This is a genomic window from Pirellulaceae bacterium (assembly GCA_019636385.1).
Taxonomy (GTDB): Bacteria; Planctomycetota; Planctomycetia; order Pirellulales; family Pirellulaceae; genus Aureliella.
This window is the reverse complement of record JAHBXT010000004.1, coordinates 356,320-371,497: the sequence shown is the minus strand read 5'-3', so window position 1 is coordinate 371,497 and position 15,178 is coordinate 356,320. Positions and strand designations below refer to the sequence as shown.

Here is a 15,178-nt window from a genome sequence, read left to right as displayed (position 1 = left end):
GCGAATTTTCAGGTGCCAGCGGCTTTTCGGCTGGCCAGAATTCGACGGTGGGCTTTGATCGTCCACTGATTTACCAGCCGACCGCTACGCCCGGTTGTAGGATTGCTCCCCCCATGAACGATGTTTCATCGCGCTTTCAGCCAGTTTCTGGGCTCGCCTCTCGAGTGACCAAGGCCGCTCAGGCACACCGCTTTCCGGCACAATGCTTTCGGGGCTTTCGGGCACAACACTTGCGGCCCAGTCGAAGGGCTTTTTCTTTGATCGAAGTGATGATTGCCACCGCCGTCACGTTGCTGATGATGTTGGGGCTGGCGCAGATATTTCGCGTGCTGGGTGAAAGCATGAGTCAGGGACGCTCGGCGCTGGAGCTGAACAATCGGCTGCGGAGCGTCGTGCATCGCATTCGCACCGACCTGGACAACGTCACTGTCACACCCCGCAACTTGCCGCTGAAGTTCGGTACCGCGCAAGGCTACTTGAAATACTATGAAGGCCCTTGCAGCGACTACACCTTTGCCAGCGAGCCGCGACTGAATCGCTTTGGAGACATGGACGACATCTTCATGGCCACAGTCAAAGCCAAGGACGCCTGGTTTACCGGCAAGGTACCCAGGTTCATTGCTGAGAAGCGTGCGCCTACCAGCGCTGCTGAACTGCAAGATTTGGTTACGATCGCTTCGCAGTATGCCGAGGTCGTCATCTTTGCCCAGCCGCTGGTAGCGGCAGGTAGTCCAGTGGATTATACGGGACCTCAGTCACTGCTAGATCGTGATCCAAGTTTCTTAGCGTCACATCCAAATCACTTCGAGAGGATGAGCCTCCCAAATTTGATCGAGCAGCCACCTGCAGGTTATCGTTTGCACTATCGCGTATTGCTAATTCGACCAGATCTCAATTTGCCGAGTGTACCGTCGGTTACCCCTGCTCGGTTACCTGCGCTCCCAAATGCTGATGTCATGGTGGCTAGACCTCAGGCTTTGAATGGGCAGACTCTGCCAAGTCCCACCTGTGATATGTACCTCATCCATCAATATTGCGATTTGTCGATCAGGCGAATCTACGACACCAATGATGGACTTGCCGCCGGCTGGGATTACGTTGCCGCCAATGATTTGCAAGACTTGACAAGCAATCCTGTTAATCGGTTTGCGCATGTCGTCTATCCAGTGAGCAACAACATCATCAGCATGCCAGCACTAGCTTTAGGGCAGACGATGCCGTTCCAGAAAATAAAGTTTTACGTTCCCGAAGATAGAAGGCTCAGCTCCGAATTAAGCCCAAGTCCAATTGCTCCTGCTAATAACAGCGTAGGTGGAGGATTTCTACATCCAGCCTTTGTGTTGTTCGGAGACCGAACCGGCGAGGATGTATTGGCAGATGATGTGCTGGCCTTTGACATCAAGGTATTCGACAGTAGCGCACCAATTGTTTTTCATAGAACTGTTGACAATGAACAATTATCGTTACGGCCTAGCGATCCCGGATTCGCAATGGCAATGTCACCTGGGCTCCTGAGTAATTCGACAGAGCCTTTGTCTCGAGTAGAGTCGCGTGGAGAATTTGTTGACGCCAACTGGGGGGGAATGTTACTTAACCATTATGAGGCAGAATTCACAGCATTGGTCAGCAACGCTACAGCCCGCAAGAATGTACTCATTAGCGAATTTAGCGGGGTTCAGGAGCAAAAAACTGCGAATCCGCCAGACGCTCTTTTCCCGTCGGATTCACTTCTTAAGTCGGGAGCAGTATTGTTACCGACAAGCACTTCACCATTGTTGTTCTACCAGATTGCTGTGGATACATTCACGGATTGGTTCGAAAACGACGGGGTCCACCAAAGGGAACTAATTTTTAACCACGGTCGAATTCAGGATCTAAATCCCCCGATTGGAACGGTTGTCGATGCGGGTGTAGCCGACAACGACCCTACGCTCAACGAAACCAGTCCTCCGTTTCCGGTGGACTTGCGAGGACTGCAAATCTCGGTGCGCTTGGAAGATCGCGCCAGCAAGCAGTTCAAGCAAATGTCCACCGTCAAGGAGTTTGTCTCATATTAGGCGCACCCGCGTCGCCACCGTGCCCAGTCGGTGACGACGCGTAATCTCCCTCGCCAGACAATTGCAACGTGGCTACCATCCACGATCTGACGAAGTAAATACTGGCTAGCGGCGGCGTCGGACAAGCCCCAGGCCAGAGGCTAGCAGAAGCAGCGCAAACGCGGATGGTTCGGGAACGTTTGAGGTAACGTTCAACTCGAACGGATCGCCGGCGACCCAGGCATGTCCAGTCAGCGATAACACGCCGTCACCGGCTGGGGTGGCTGCCAGCGAACCGACACTGGGTAACGTCAAGAAGATCGGTCCGGGGCCAGACACGGACCATGCATACGACAGAGAGCCCAGCGACAATGTCGGCCCGGACGCTCCGACGATGCCCGCTGTGTTGACGGTTACGGGTGTCCAGTCGTAATTGATCACTGCATCGAATTGAGCGTACGAAGTCAGACCTGACGTACCACCGTTCAGCAGCAGTGGAATCCCTGGTGCAACTGCGGCACCCAATCCTGGGTTGAAGGTGAACAGATAGTTCGATCCGAAATTGAGTTGATTGTAAGCATACCCAGGTGCCAGTGGTCCTTGCGCCACTCGCCAAGCTGGGAAAAGTATCTGAACGTCGGACGTGATCGCAGGCGTTGCCGAAATCGAATCATCGATCGTTGCTTGGGCAGCGGTGAACGACAGCGAGCCACCTAGATTATCAATAAATGAAGCGGTGTAGCTGCCGCCAGCAAAGGCGTTGCCAGGGGCCGTTGTTAGCGAAGGCGTAGGCGAGGCCGGCAAGCTTGGGATAATGGCACCCGACGGGTATAAGCCCGAACCTGCGGATAACCCCCAGAGGATGCCCGTCGGATCAGAGTCGGAAAAGACTTCACTCTGCGATGCGAACATGGCTTCGACGCCCGAGCCAATGCGGGTAATCACCTGCGCCGAGGCGGCGCTGGTGAAGAAAAGATATGCAATCATGCCCACGGTCAACGATAAACCAATTTTCATTCTTGACATCATACTGCTCCACGAAACAATCGACCTGCCAGACAACAAACACTTGTGGTACGCGCCGCAGGTCACGGTCCCGAAGCTAGATCATCCGAGGCATTACCCTGGGAGCTTGACTATGCGCCCGCAGCGTTGTCCACGAGGTTGAACTTGTGTACGCGCTGTGGAGAGTAGCAGAAGCTACGGCGGAATCAATCATCTAGGACTCATCGCGGCCAAGATTTATTTCAATTAGACTCAGCTCATGAATCGGCCTCACAACATTCGACTGGCTCACCCCTGGACTTGGGGGGGCGAGTCTTCCGCAGAGAACAGCCTTTTGCTGACCGCCCACAGACACTTTCATCGTCCGAGCGGCCTGATTCTTGGCCAGCCGGTGTGGTTGGCTGTTGAGTGCCAGAATGGTTGCCGACTGGCCAGAGTCCAGTTAAACGGCCAGCAGTATCCCATGGAGGGTGATGCAACTGAGCAGCTTCGGTGGCGTATAGAACAACTGTTGCAGGATCGTAACCTGCTTGAGATTTCACTGTCGATTCCGGCTCAGCAGCCAGCCGTGAACCAAACGCAGTTGAGTTCAACAGAAGTCCGTACAGGGCATCCGCACCCGAGAGTAGACGTTTCTGCCTGGGCAGAAGTGAAACTGGAGATCGAGGCCACGGCATGACGGTTCGCGCCAAAGTAATCTGTAAGCGGCACTCTTAAGGTTGTACACTGTTATTCAAACTGTTCTTGAATGCTGGAGCATGCCGTGTACATCCGATCGAAAAGTCCTGCTGGCGCTGTGTTCTTGGTAGTGCTGATCGCTTGTGCAGCAGGCATCGGTTGTCGAAGCTCATCACCTGAGCACTCACAGGTATCTTCGGCTCAAGAGGCAACCGAGCCATCGGTGGCCGAGCAGCCTTTGGACCTGACAGTCGAACAAGGCGCAATTGAGCTGGCAGCGTACGAGATCGAGGCTGATAAACTACTGTCGTCAGCGCTGTCTGAACAGCAACTGGAAGATGGCTGGGTGCGGCTGTTTGATGGTTACACGCTGGCTGGTTGGAGTATTGTCGGTCAGGCCGACTGGCAATGTCGCGACGGCGTGTTGCGGGTAACGCGAGGCGATAAGAGCTTTCTGTGTACCAGCTTCGAGATCGCGGATTGCGAATTGCAGGTCGAATTTCGCGCGGCACCGCAGACCAACAGCGGTATCTTTCTGCGGACGATGCCCGAGCCGGGGGATGTCAGCCTGGACTGTTTGGAGGTCAATATCGCACCGCCTGAGAACCCGTTTCCCACTGGCAGCGTCGTAGGGCGGCAGCGAGTCGAGCCGAGTCAGCTCGGTCAGTTTGATCCGACAACGTGGCACACGTACCACATTCGCATGGATGGCGAGCAGGTCACGATTCGGCTGGATGGTCAGGTACTGGTTGAGTTGGTCGATGATACGTCGTCGCGCCGTGGGCACATCAGTTTGCAGCACAACGAAGGCATCGTCGAGTTCCGCAACATCCTGATGCGCCCATTGAGCGGCCGCGATTTGAAGCTGGGTGCAGATTGGGAGCAGGATTGGACAACTGGCCAGAAGGAACCGGATACGCTCAAGGTTAGCTCATCAGCCGATGGATTGACGATCCAAGGCGGATTGGGCAAGGTCGAGACGCGGGAAAGCTTTGGTGATTTCGCGCTTCAGGCCAAATACAGCTTGGCACGCCCTGACGTGAATTCGGGCATTTTCTTTCGCTGTGTGCCTGAGAGTATGTTGGACGGCTACGAGTGCCAGCTCAATCATGCCGTGGTTGATGGCGATCCATTAAATCCGCTAGATGCAGGTCCGGGCGCCATCTTTCGCCGCCGACCAGCTCGGATTGTGGTAGGCCAGGGGACTGCGCCCACCTATCTGACTTTACTGGCCAGCGGTCGCCAGATGGTCACCTGGGTCAACGGCTTGTTGACTGCTGAATTCTACGATGATCGGCCGGAGGATGAAAATCCGCGTCGAGGGAGCCGTGTCGAGCCCGGCAGTATCGCCTTACAAGGGCATGACGCGACTACCAAAGCGACTTTTCATCGGCTGCGCGTAACTGAGTTGCGTTAGCAGAGTCGGGAGCCGGGACACCGCTTTGGCCAGTCTGCGGCTGGACATCTGGAGGGCGACAAGTAGGATAGGACCGACGAGCCAACTCGAACAAAAGAAATACCGACAGTGAAACGAAATAAGCGGCCATCGTCCGCGACTCATGCCGCCCCCAAACAGTCGCCACAACGCGGTCCTGAAGGACTGCAACGCATCAATCAGGTACTAGCCGCCGCCGGGCTTGGCAGTCGTCGCGAAGTGGAACAATTGGTTCTACAGGGACGCGTGGAGATCGACGATCAGACGATCACCAAGCTGAGCACGCGCGTTGATCCGGAACAATCCAAGATCAAGGTGGACGGTCAGGTGCTCAAGCGACGGCGGCTGGTTTACTATGCGCTGAACAAGCCCAAAGGCGTATTATCCACCAATCGCGATCCTAGTGGCCGGGCTCGTGTGATTGATTTTGTGCCAGACCGAGATCGTGTCTTCTCGGTCGGTCGGTTGGATCAACATAGCGAGGGATTGATGCTGATGACCAACGACGGATTGTTGGCTCAGCGTTTGGCCCATCCGCGATTTCGCATACAGAAGACCTACTTTGTAGTGGTAGCCGGCGTTCTGACCACCGACGAATTGGCCAAGCTCAAGAAAGGCGTCTACCTGGCCGAAGGCATGGCGAGAATTGATGGAGCCCGAATCCGCAAAACGCGAAAGACCTATACCGAGTTGGAAATTCAACTTTCTGAAGGAAAAAATCGCGAGATTCGGCGCATCCTGGCTCGAGCTGGTCACAAGGTTTTGTTGCTACGGCGCATAGCCATTGGCCCATTGCGGCTGGCTGAATTGCCCGTCGGGGCGGCTCGCGATTTGACGGCGGCTGAAGTCAAAGCCCTGTATGCCTGTACGATGGCTGCAAAATCCACCAGCAAGCCACAGGTCGAAAATGCTGCAGCAAGATCCAAGAAGCCGCCGAAGGTTGTGGCTGACGATCAGCCTACGGCGCTCAGGTCGGTTCCACTGGAACCCATGGCTGAGGATGATTTTGGATTGGGACTCGAGGCGGACTATCAGTACGACGACTCGCAATTGCAGGTGGGCGATGATGCTCTGCTGCTGAGCGGTGGGGAGGACAGCGACTGGGATGATGACTTCGCGTTTGACGCCAGCGTCGCGCGGCGCTCAGGCAGTGTGTTGGACTACGACCAGTCCAGTGGGCAGCAAAGGTCTAAGCAGGCGGGGCAGTCGAGGCGTTCCGGAAGTGCTGCCCGAATTAAGGGTAGTCGCGGGCCCGGCAGTCGAGGAAGCGGGGGAAGCAGGGGGAAGAGCGGGAGTCACAGCATTCAAGGAAGGGATTCTGGTGGCCGCTCTACGAAAAAAGGCAGCTCGAACAAGGGTCGCAGTTCCGGTCAGGCCAGTCGAGGACACTCGACAAAGGGACTAAGTGGTAGAAAACCCAGCAAGAGTCGAGGCGGTGGGCCAGGTGGAAAACCGGGTCGTCGCCCAGGCGGTAGTTCCGGTGGCTCAGGTCGGTAAGCTGTCTGCATGTGCAAGCCATGGAACTACGGACCGAATCCAGTCACTATCGTGCATCACGCTCTTGGCGAGCGTAGCTGCGTTGCCGGCGGTAAAACTAGGGATGGTACTCGATTCCAGCACTGAAGCTCAGAGATCGTTGACATCATGACTCACTACGCAGATCTGGCGATATCCGCCGAAGTCGAAATCCTGGATCACCGGCAATTGGCTACTGACACAAGGCTCGTCCGGTTGGCCGTACCCGATGCCCTGTGCGCAGCCATACCGGGGCAGTTTTTCATGCTGCGCGACGCGCGAAGTAGCGATCCGCTGATCGGTCGCGCATTTGCGATGTACGACGTCGATCCCCAGGCAGGCTGGATCGACTTGGTGTATCTGGTCAAAGGCAAGTTGACCAGCAGCATCGTCGACAAACGGCCCGGCGACCATTTGTGTCTGTGGGGGCCGCTGGGTAATGGATTTGATGATCGTCCCACCGAGCACTTGATCATGGTGGCAGGCGGTATCGGTCAGACCCCGTTTCTCAGCTTAGCTCGAGAAGCTACTGGTCGCCAAGCATTCGGCAATCGGAACTGCGGATATGCGCAGCGCGTCAGTCTGTGCTACGGAGTCAGAAGTAGCCACTATCTGGCAGGCCTAGACGCTTTTCAAGCAGCCGGCGCGGAAATCCATGTGGCCACAGAAGATGGTTCGATCGGACGGCCGCAGCGCGTAACCGAAGTGCTGACTGGCCTGCTCGACCAGACCTCGGACCTCAGTCGCACGCGCTTGGTGTGTTGCGGTCCGGAACCGATGATGCAAGCCGTAGCGCGGATCGCCAGTCAGCGGGGAGCGGACTGCCAGGTTTCGCTGGAGACCCCCATGGCTTGTGGAATTGGCATCTGCTTTACTTGTGTTGCCAAAGTCGGCTCGCCGAGCCAGTGGGACTATCAGCGCACTTGCGTCGAAGGTCCGGTGTTTGACGCAGCCATGATCGTGTGGGATGACGCCGAGTAACTAGCGTCGGTCGAAATCCGTCATCGCCATGCAGCGAGTGAAGATTCTCACTGCAAGTAGGGGCGTGTTGCTGGCCAACGAGCCTAGCGCATCAACTGTCCATTGCCAGTAGCTGTATTGGGCGGCAAATTGATTCCAGATTGAGCAGGAGCGCTCGTTCCGGTTGTTGCACCCGGCGCAAAATTATAAGAAGTGGTCCGTCCAGTCGTGCCGGGAGCGAAAGTACCGGTGGGGGTTCCCGATTGATAGGCGCTAGCAGCAGGAACCACTCCTCCATTTAGGGTATTCGAATTTGGCGAAGTGTACGGATAACCATTGCCGGTTGAGCTGGCGTTCGGATAGGACACAGCTGGCACGTTTCCTGACGAAGGGCTGACCGGCCCACTGACGGTGCTGGCGGCAGCTGCCATGCTGCCGCTGCCTGAAAGGGCGGGGTAGCCAATAGGACTGTTCTGCGGCAGGTTGGTCGGCGATGTGCTGTACGGGGCCGATTGTGCGTTGCCGACTGCAGATGTATTGGGCAGCGCAGTTTGCGCATGACTTACGCCGGAGTAGCTTCCGCCGTAGGGGCTGGGAAACGATCCGCTAGTGCTCGTGTTGGCCGGCTGGACGGGTGTGTTGGTTGGATTGGAGGCTAGAGTTGCGTTGAGCGGAGCGCCAAATCCGCCCACTGGCTGCGAAGGGTTGGCAGGCGTATTCGTCAGGCTGTAAGGACCGGTTTGGTAGCCGTTAGCCTGCGCGGCCAGTCCGCCGGTTGCGGCGGGATACGCGGTGGTTGCCTGAGACGCCGTCGATGCGGTCGCTGATGAACCGCTGCCCATGATGGCCATTGGCGTATATTTTTCAGCAGGGCTGGTAGGCAACTGCGGAGCATCTGTGCGTCCGGCAATTACCGTCGGATCAGGCGCCCGACTGGCAAACCAAGTTGAAGGCGACCTCCATGATGCACCGCTGCGGCATCCGACAGAGCAGACCTGTATGCTGCACAGCAGCAGAATCATTCCCACACTGAATTGGTTATGACGCGAACTCATTTCATCAATCCTTTGACGAAAACGCACTCCACCGCATGCACACGTTTGACCGCCTTTAATGGCGCTCCCGGCTTATATCTGAATCATTCGGACAGGCTCAAGCGTAAAGTTCACTTAATAGGAAAATCTTTTGCCAACCGGGCATCAATTAGGTTAATGCTGGCAATACACTGGGCTCTTTGGCTGCGCTTGCCTGGAGCGCTGAGACAGGAAAAATCGGCGTGTTGGTGACCACAGGTATTTCCCAGTGGCGGCCACCTTACAGCAATCGGTCAAGAGCCTACAGCAAGCCGTATTCAGAAAGTGTCGTCCGCAGTCGACCTTCTTCAGCTTGATTGAGCTGCGTCATGGGTAGGCGAAGTTGTCCTGTGTCGCGACCCAGCAAGCGCATGGCCGATTTGACTGGGATGGGATTGGTGCTGAGCCCCAGCATATCGCGGCACAGCGGAAACAGTTTATGATGCCAGCGGCGGGCTTCGGCCAGATCGTTGGCCAGGGCAGCACCGATCATGGCGATGACATCTTCAGGAACAATGTTGCCAACTACCGAAATCGCGCCCTCAGCTCCCACACTCATCATTGGCAGAGTCAAACTATCATCGCCGCTCAGCACTGTCAGATTGGTCGTGTTCAAAATCTGTGAGCATTGATCGAGCGACCCGGTGGCCTCTTTGACCATGGTGATGTTGGCCAATTGCGCTAAGCGCGCGATCGTTTCAGGTTCAATATTCTTGCCGGTCCTGCCGGGGATGTTGTACACGCAGATCGGCAGATCGACATCTTCGGCTATCGCCTTGAAGTGCTGGTAGAAACCCTCCTGTGTCGGCTTGTTGTAGTAGGGAGCTACCTGCAGTGAAGCGTCTGCGCCTTCCTTGGCCGCCCAGCGAGTTAGCCGTAGAGCCTCAGCGGTCGAATTGCTGCCGGTGCCAGCCATGACTTTCACCCGACCAGCGGCGATTTGAACGACCTCGCTGATAACCCGCTCATGTTCTTCGTGGGACAACGTGGGCGATTCGCCCGTCGTTCCCACAGGAACTAGGCAGGTGGTCCCGGCTTGAATCTGGAATTCGACTTGTTCGCGCAGCCGGGCCACATCCAGCACGTTGTCCTTGAGCGGAGTAATGATGGCGACTGACAGCCCGGCGTAATCGGAGCCCTTGCGTTGTGGATTCATAGTTGCCTCGTCAATGGATTTGGTTGCTGAATTTCGTGCAACCCATGAGATTTGGGAGCTGAGTGATGTTGGTTAGGGTGCGGTGAGGAAGTTTACTGATTCGATGGCGACGGGCAAGCGTCCTGGGTCAGGCCAATCAAGATTGCGTCAAATACATTGAGTTGACGTTCTAAGTCACGATCTTCCCCCTGAATTTGCACCAACAACGGGCGAAAATCCGGCTCTTCACATTCCAGCTTGAGCAGATGGCAAACGATAATCAGGTCCAGGTAGAAAAACCGCTGAGTGACGCCTTCTAACAAGGCTTGGCCCACGATACGCGAGACGTTTTCCGTTTCGACCTCATCATATTCGCCTTCCATACTGTGGCGCGCGGTATCCAGGGCCGATTGGATGTCCGTCGGTTGCGACAGGCTGAGGAACGCCCCGGACGGGCTGTGAATCGTCAGGCTGCCCGAATCTTCGTCTTCCTCGAGCGTCCAATTCTCTGGATACCGGACATTCAAGCTGTTCCAGCGATAGCTACCAGGCATGACACGCGAGCCAAAATGGCACTGAAAAAGGTTAGAGATTCCCAAATCGCCAGGAGTATTCCGGCCGTCAACCGAGCCCTAGGCAATGCTAGCCAGGTAATAGCTATTCCGTTGTCGATTGTCACTATGGTACTGTCGTCTACAAAGTCCAGCCAGCCCCGTGCCCTCCAGCCCCGTGCACTCGTCAGCCGCCGGTCGGCTGAGACTGCTCGAACTGATCGTCTCAGGTAAGAATCATGAAATGCGCGTCCGGCAATTCGTCAAATGTCAGGCCTCGGCCAGACGGCCGATGGCGATGTCGGCCAACAATATTCCTAGTGCTCGTCGTCGTGTCCGCCCAGGGATGCAGTAGCCTCAGGCGAAATCAACGCGATGCCAGTGTGGCTGAAGCCAGGCAATTCTCGCTTCGAGGTGCCGATGCACTGCAGCTGAAGAAAAACACCGATGCCGAAACGCTGTTTGCCGAAGCTTTGCGGCGTTGCCCCGCAGACGAACGTGCGCACTGGGGCATGGCCGAGGTCCAATGGCAGAAGGGCAATTGCCAACAAGCTGCCGATCACCTCCAGCAAGCGGTCAAATTGAGCGGCAATAATCCTGACTTGCTGGTGCGCCTGGGAGAAATGCACTTGCAAGCTGGGCGCCCAGAGGAAGCACTGAAACAGGCGGATTTGGCTTTGGCCAGCAATCGACAACACGCAGGTGCTTGGCAATTGCGAGGTCGTGTAGCCGAACATCACCAGCAGTGGCAGCAGGCCATTGACTGTTATCAACGCGCCTTGATGGCCAAGCCCAACAATCCCCCGGTACAACTGGCAGTGGCTGAAGTCTATCAGCGCTTGGGAAAGCCTCAGCGCTCCTTAGCGACGCTGGAACGCATGAGCGACGCACAGTCCGCCGAATATCAATCGGCTGCAGCCTGGATGCTTAAAGGTCAAGCCTTGGCGAGCTTGGGTCAATCCGATGCGGCTAAGCTGTGTTGGCGCGAAGCCGCTTCGCGAGCGGGTACTCAAGATTTTCAGCTCTTTCTTAACATGGCTGATATCCACGCTCAGCGCGGTGAGTTGGCGGAAGCTCGGGTGGCACTGGGGCGAGCGCTCAACCTGCAGCCGGATCATCAGCAGGCGCGGCAACTGAAAGATCGGCTGGAACAACAATTCAGTACGATCGTTGCTGGTCAACTGCCGCCAAGTCCACCTGCTACAACCGGAATTATTAGTGTATCTGGCCCGCTATCGCCGCCGCAGATCAACTTTGGTCAGCCCGCTGGAGGCCAATCGCCGCCGTCAACCGACTCAAGAGACTAACAGACCTTGAGTTGTGCCTATGACGCTCGGTGATTATCCGTCGGAGACAAAAAACGGTCGGCGGTTTGCCGACTGGCAATTTGCAAGCTAGAGTTCAGTTGCTGCGGTCAATTTGCCACCGTCTTGGCGACGGCTGATACTGGGAAGGCGTAGATGAGCCGCAGGCTAGCTTGCCAAGCTGCCATCCTGCCGCCTTAGCGGCAGTGGCTACAAGAGCAGCCAGTCATAGGTTGAGGTTGGCTGACTGAGACGTTTTCTATGATGGGAGAGAGTGCGATGTCTGAACAGGTAGAAGATCGAGCCCAAGCTCCATTTGCGGATCGTCGACAGAGTGGACCTTCGACGTCTGGCGCAGTCGAACGTCGGCAGTTTGGCAATTCGCACATTGGGCTGTCGCCCGCAGCTCGGGAGTTGGCAGAAGCCATTGATAGTTACAAACTCCAAAATCGCCGCCGCTTCATCACGTTTGAAGAGATGTTGGATGTCATTCACGCGCTGGGCTACAGCAAGAGCTGAAGCATAGGCAGATACGGGGGCTGGCCAAGTCCAGCCTGCACTTCCTTCGAGGGCTCAGGGAAGTGCCATCAAATGTTCACCCTCGCGCCAGCAACGATTCGAATACTTCACTTGGGAGTCGACCCCCAACCCGCCTGTTCAAAAAAATCCCGCCGCTGTCACGCTCAGCGGATCGTTCGGCTTCCAGCTACACAGCCGACTCACTTCACAGATTCCTGTTGGCGCAAACAAATCGCGCTCCCGGCTTGCCCGGCGGATCGCTGGGGCTTCTTGCTCTTAGCTGAATTCCAATTTCTGGAAGCCGTACTTGGGCAATATTGCGTTGCAGCGAAGCAGCAACGAACAAACTAACGATTATTTATCGGGCCGTTTGCCCTTTTCCTCCAAACCCACCACATCACTCTCGCAATCCACCTGCCCCCCGACAGATTGCTGTGTCCCCAGGGGGAGCCGGCGTTATAAAATCGCATGACCTGTACGCACCTCACGAGGTATCTATCTAAGGTCGGGATTGGCTAGCCTTATAACAGCCTCCAGTTCCACGCCGTTTCGTGCTACCCTAACTGGAAGCCAGTCGCAACTAGATTCCCTGAATAGCTGTCTCAAATTGAGCAAGTCCCGATCAGTTACCAACCTATTATCGACGCTCAACAGTAGATCGTTTGATCTTACCCTTGATTCTGAAGTTGAATCGAGATCGCGCGTGGCTAAAACAGATACGCCGCTGTTGATTGCTTCGAGTGACAAACCGCTTCGATCTGCCATAAGACAAATTGGACAAGAGGCACCGGGCCTGGCGTACAGAACCTGGTTTAGGAAGTCTAATTGGAAATCAAATTGTCTCAGTAAGGCCAGCCCAATCGCATTTTCGTCGCTTACGGTTACGGGAACTTCCGTAAATTTCGCTCCCCAAACGCTGGCTGTAGACAGCAAGCCACTCTGCATTGCTTTCGTTGATTCTACAGAGACCACCGTTACATCTTTTGCGAAGCGCTTGACCAGTCCTCTTGCGATCGCAGATTCAAACGTCTGGGGGGTGAGTGTGAGAGCTGTGTTACAACCAGTATCAATAAGAAACTTGGAATTCAAGAGCTCCGCGATTGGCGAGTCATCTGTCTGCGGTGTGCCATAAGCGTCAAAAACAAACGATTGCCGGAACTCATAACTCTCATGAGTTGCGTTAGGTTGAAGCGAAAAAGTCTTGGTTTCGGAATCATACTCCAGAACCCCATCGCGCAGAAATGGTATACCGAGAATTGCTAAAACAGGTCCGCCGACGACCCGCGATAGTCGTGATATATCAATAACCTTAACCCGCTCTATCGATAGTGGCTGTTGATCAATCTCCACCACAAGCGATTTGACAACGATGTCTTTGATATCCCGGCTACTTGTCTGCTCGAAGCGACGCTTCGCCTTCGCAGAGTGCTCCAACATCAGCGCGAAAACGCTTTCATCTAATGCGTTGTGGCTAGAGCCTGTATCCACTGCCGCATAGCCGCTGAGCGGTCCAACCTTGACCGAAACTCGAATCATGTCCAAGCTATGAGATTGTGCTTGGAGCAAAATAGGTACTGATAGCCGACTAGTAGCTTCTTGTCCCGGCGCGCTTAACTGAAGGGTAAGCACCAAGAGCATCCCGGCACAGATATTGTGTCTAACGTGGCCAATCCCACTGTACAATTCCATCATTTGTCCCCAAGAACAAGGCGCTCAGTGGTGCACGATTGCACCGTAGCAGTCAGCAACACCGCGCACTCCATTCACCTGCCATCTATAAACGTACCGTGGCACGATACTGCATCGCACAGTGCAGTCAATTGCAGATTTTTCTCGTCTATTTGGATTTGCATCTCATCTGTTTCAACCTCTAAATCGTCCATTGAAATCGAAATCTACATCGCGGAAGGCTGTCTCCATCAAGGTCGAAATCGAAATCCATGTCGGGCATCCAGCGATTTTTCTTGTCCGGAGTTTTCGGATCAGGCAGTGGCTTGAACGGGTTCTTTGGTTTTATGTCATCCCACTTCCTTTTGATATCGTCCTCCCATTCTTTTTTGTGTTTGGGATAATATCTTTCAGAATGTCGAGATACGGAATCTTCGGTTTTCCAGGTGGATCATCAGGAATCAACGGCGGGAATAGGATCGAGGATTCGCCAGTTGGATCAAGCGAACGAGTCGGTCTCCCCTCCACATACTCATACAAGTTCCACTTACTCCCCTGGTACCCGATCGGATCGAGGTTCAGCCAGCGGCCGAGGGATGTGGAGAGGTCGCGGTGGCGGAAGTGGTACAGGCCGGTGGCTGCGTCGAGCTGCCCGCCTTGATGCAGGTAGCGCCAGTTGTAGGCACTCTGGCCAGTAGCCAGCGGCACGAAGTCGGGGCTCAGGGCGGTGGCGCGGCCGTAGGCTTCATAATAATAACGTTCGACAATGGCTCCAGCGGTGCCCAACAGCGCCGTGACATTGAAGTTGGCGTCGTGCAGCGCGTAGAGTCGCTGCTCCAGGCCATTGCCAGTGTTGCCGTCGGCGTCGCGGTCGCTGGCGACCAGTGCATCGACGTAGACGGGGCTCCAGACATGCGAGGCCACCGCAGGGCCGCTTTGGCGCTCTTCAAGCACTTGCCAGTTGGCCGAGTAGTACAGCACGCGCGGCGTCTGCGCGCCCTGCTGCTCGACAATCCGTCGCTTCAGTCCGTCATATTGGTACTGTGAAACAGTGGTAGAGCCGTTCTGCACGCGCGCCAAGCGATTCCAGGCGTCATACACCAGCGTTCGACCTTGCTCGTCGGTAGTCATGTTGCCAGCAGCATCGTAGCTGAGCGTTGCCGAGCCAACCTGCGTTATCTGGTTCTGCGCGTTGTGTGTGCGACTCTGCGCGTCGCCATCTTCATTGGTTAACGCGGTCCAATTGCCCTGTGCATCCCGCGACCAGCTCTGGCTGCGCGTCAGATCGGCCAGGAACAA

The 15,178-nt window shown here is 55.6% G+C and carries 13 protein-coding genes; 7 read left to right on the top strand and 6 right to left on the bottom strand.

Annotated elements, in window-relative coordinates; translation table 11 throughout:
- The first annotated feature begins 113 nt into the window (after nt 1–113).
- Nucleotides 114–2,057 carry a prepilin-type N-terminal cleavage/methylation domain-containing protein gene (locus KF752_15970; protein ID MBX3423053.1) on the top strand — a complete coding sequence of 648 codons (1,944 nt, stop codon included), beginning with the start codon at nt 114–116 and terminating at the stop codon, nt 2,055–2,057.
- 105 nt (nt 2,058–2,162) lie between these two features.
- On the opposite strand, the gene KF752_15965 is transcribed toward KF752_15970, so the two are convergent.
- Nucleotides 2,163–3,053, bottom strand: a complete 891-nt coding sequence (locus KF752_15965) for a PEP-CTERM sorting domain-containing protein (GenBank protein MBX3423052.1) — start codon at nt 3,051–3,053, stop codon at nt 2,163–2,165.
- 247 nt (nt 3,054–3,300) lie between these two features.
- Here KF752_15965 and KF752_15960 point away from each other — a divergent pair, with 247 nt between their 5' ends.
- The 4 genes from KF752_15960 (at nt 3,301) to KF752_15945 (ending at nt 7,650) form a co-directional block, all read left to right on the top strand.
- Complete coding sequence (locus tag KF752_15960) at nt 3,301–3,720, top strand: hypothetical protein (protein ID MBX3423051.1); 420 nt, start codon at nt 3,301–3,303, stop codon at nt 3,718–3,720.
- Nucleotides 3,721–3,804: 84 nt separating this feature from the next.
- Nucleotides 3,805–5,136 (top strand): DUF1080 domain-containing protein, encoded by a 1,332-nt coding sequence (locus KF752_15955; protein MBX3423050.1) that lies wholly within the window; start codon nt 3,805–3,807, stop codon nt 5,134–5,136.
- Between the two features lie 183 nt (nt 5,137–5,319).
- Nucleotides 5,320–6,651 carry an rRNA pseudouridine synthase gene (locus tag KF752_15950; protein ID MBX3423049.1) on the top strand — a complete coding sequence of 444 codons (1,332 nt, stop codon included), beginning with the start codon at nt 5,320–5,322 and terminating at the stop codon, nt 6,649–6,651.
- A gap of 147 nt (nt 6,652–6,798) precedes the next feature.
- The gene (locus KF752_15945) at nt 6,799–7,650 is read left to right on the top strand and encodes a dihydroorotate dehydrogenase electron transfer subunit (protein MBX3423048.1); all 852 of its coding nucleotides are present in this window, start codon (nt 6,799–6,801) and stop codon (nt 7,648–7,650) included.
- A gap of 83 nt (nt 7,651–7,733) precedes the next feature.
- Here KF752_15945 and KF752_15940 read toward each other — a convergent pair whose 3' ends face one another.
- From KF752_15940 to KF752_15930, 3 genes are all read right to left on the bottom strand, one after another.
- Nucleotides 7,734–8,684, bottom strand: a complete 951-nt coding sequence (locus tag KF752_15940) for a hypothetical protein (protein ID MBX3423047.1) — start codon at nt 8,682–8,684, stop codon at nt 7,734–7,736.
- 280 nt (nt 8,685–8,964) lie between these two features.
- Complete coding sequence (gene dapA / locus KF752_15935) at nt 8,965–9,858, bottom strand: 4-hydroxy-tetrahydrodipicolinate synthase (GenBank protein MBX3423046.1); 894 nt, start codon at nt 9,856–9,858, stop codon at nt 8,965–8,967.
- A 92-nt stretch (nt 9,859–9,950) separates the two neighbouring features.
- Nucleotides 9,951–10,391, bottom strand: a complete 441-nt coding sequence (locus KF752_15930) for a hypothetical protein (protein MBX3423045.1) — start codon at nt 10,389–10,391, stop codon at nt 9,951–9,953.
- Nucleotides 10,392–10,720: 329 nt separating this feature from the next.
- On the opposite strand from KF752_15930, the gene KF752_15925 reads away from it, so the two are divergent.
- Nucleotides 10,721–11,695 (top strand): tetratricopeptide repeat protein, encoded by a 975-nt coding sequence (locus tag KF752_15925; GenBank protein MBX3423044.1) that lies wholly within the window; start codon nt 10,721–10,723, stop codon nt 11,693–11,695.
- Nucleotides 11,696–11,971: 276 nt separating this feature from the next.
- Nucleotides 11,972–12,211: a hypothetical protein gene (locus tag KF752_15920; GenBank protein MBX3423043.1), complete on the top strand. Its 240-nt coding sequence runs from the start codon at nt 11,972–11,974 to the stop codon at nt 12,209–12,211.
- Nucleotides 12,212–12,706: 495 nt separating this feature from the next.
- Here KF752_15920 and KF752_15915 read toward each other — a convergent pair whose 3' ends face one another.
- Both KF752_15915 and KF752_15910 read right to left on the bottom strand, forming a co-directional pair.
- Complete coding sequence (locus tag KF752_15915) at nt 12,707–13,747, bottom strand: hypothetical protein (protein ID MBX3423042.1); 1,041 nt, start codon at nt 13,745–13,747, stop codon at nt 12,707–12,709.
- 477 nt (nt 13,748–14,224) lie between these two features.
- Nucleotides 14,225–15,178, bottom strand: a complete 954-nt coding sequence (locus KF752_15910; GenBank protein MBX3423041.1) for an RHS repeat-associated core domain-containing protein — start codon at nt 15,176–15,178, stop codon at nt 14,225–14,227.

Bases quoted from the DNA above. Each gene is read 5' to 3' on its own strand.
- KF752_15970 (MBX3423053.1), top strand. From the start codon at position 114: ATGAACGATGTTTCATCGCGCTTTCAGCCAGTTTCTGGGCTCGCCTCT.
- KF752_15965 (MBX3423052.1), bottom strand. From the start codon at position 3,053: ATGAAAATTGGTTTATCGTTGACCGTGGGCATGATTGCATATCTTTTC.
- KF752_15960 (MBX3423051.1), top strand. From the start codon at position 3,301: ATGAATCGGCCTCACAACATTCGACTGGCTCACCCCTGGACTTGGGGG.
- KF752_15945 (MBX3423048.1), top strand. From the start codon at position 6,799: ATGACTCACTACGCAGATCTGGCGATATCCGCCGAAGTCGAAATCCTG.
- KF752_15940 (MBX3423047.1), bottom strand. From the start codon at position 8,684: ATGAGTTCGCGTCATAACCAATTCAGTGTGGGAATGATTCTGCTGCTG.
- dapA (MBX3423046.1), bottom strand. From the start codon at position 9,858: ATGAATCCACAACGCAAGGGCTCCGATTACGCCGGGCTGTCAGTCGCC.
- KF752_15930 (MBX3423045.1), bottom strand. From the start codon at position 10,391: ATGCCTGGTAGCTATCGCTGGAACAGCTTGAATGTCCGGTATCCAGAG.
- KF752_15920 (MBX3423043.1), top strand. From the start codon at position 11,972: ATGTCTGAACAGGTAGAAGATCGAGCCCAAGCTCCATTTGCGGATCGT.
- KF752_15915 (MBX3423042.1), bottom strand. From the start codon at position 13,747: ATGATTCGAGTTTCGGTCAAGGTTGGACCGCTCAGCGGCTATGCGGCA.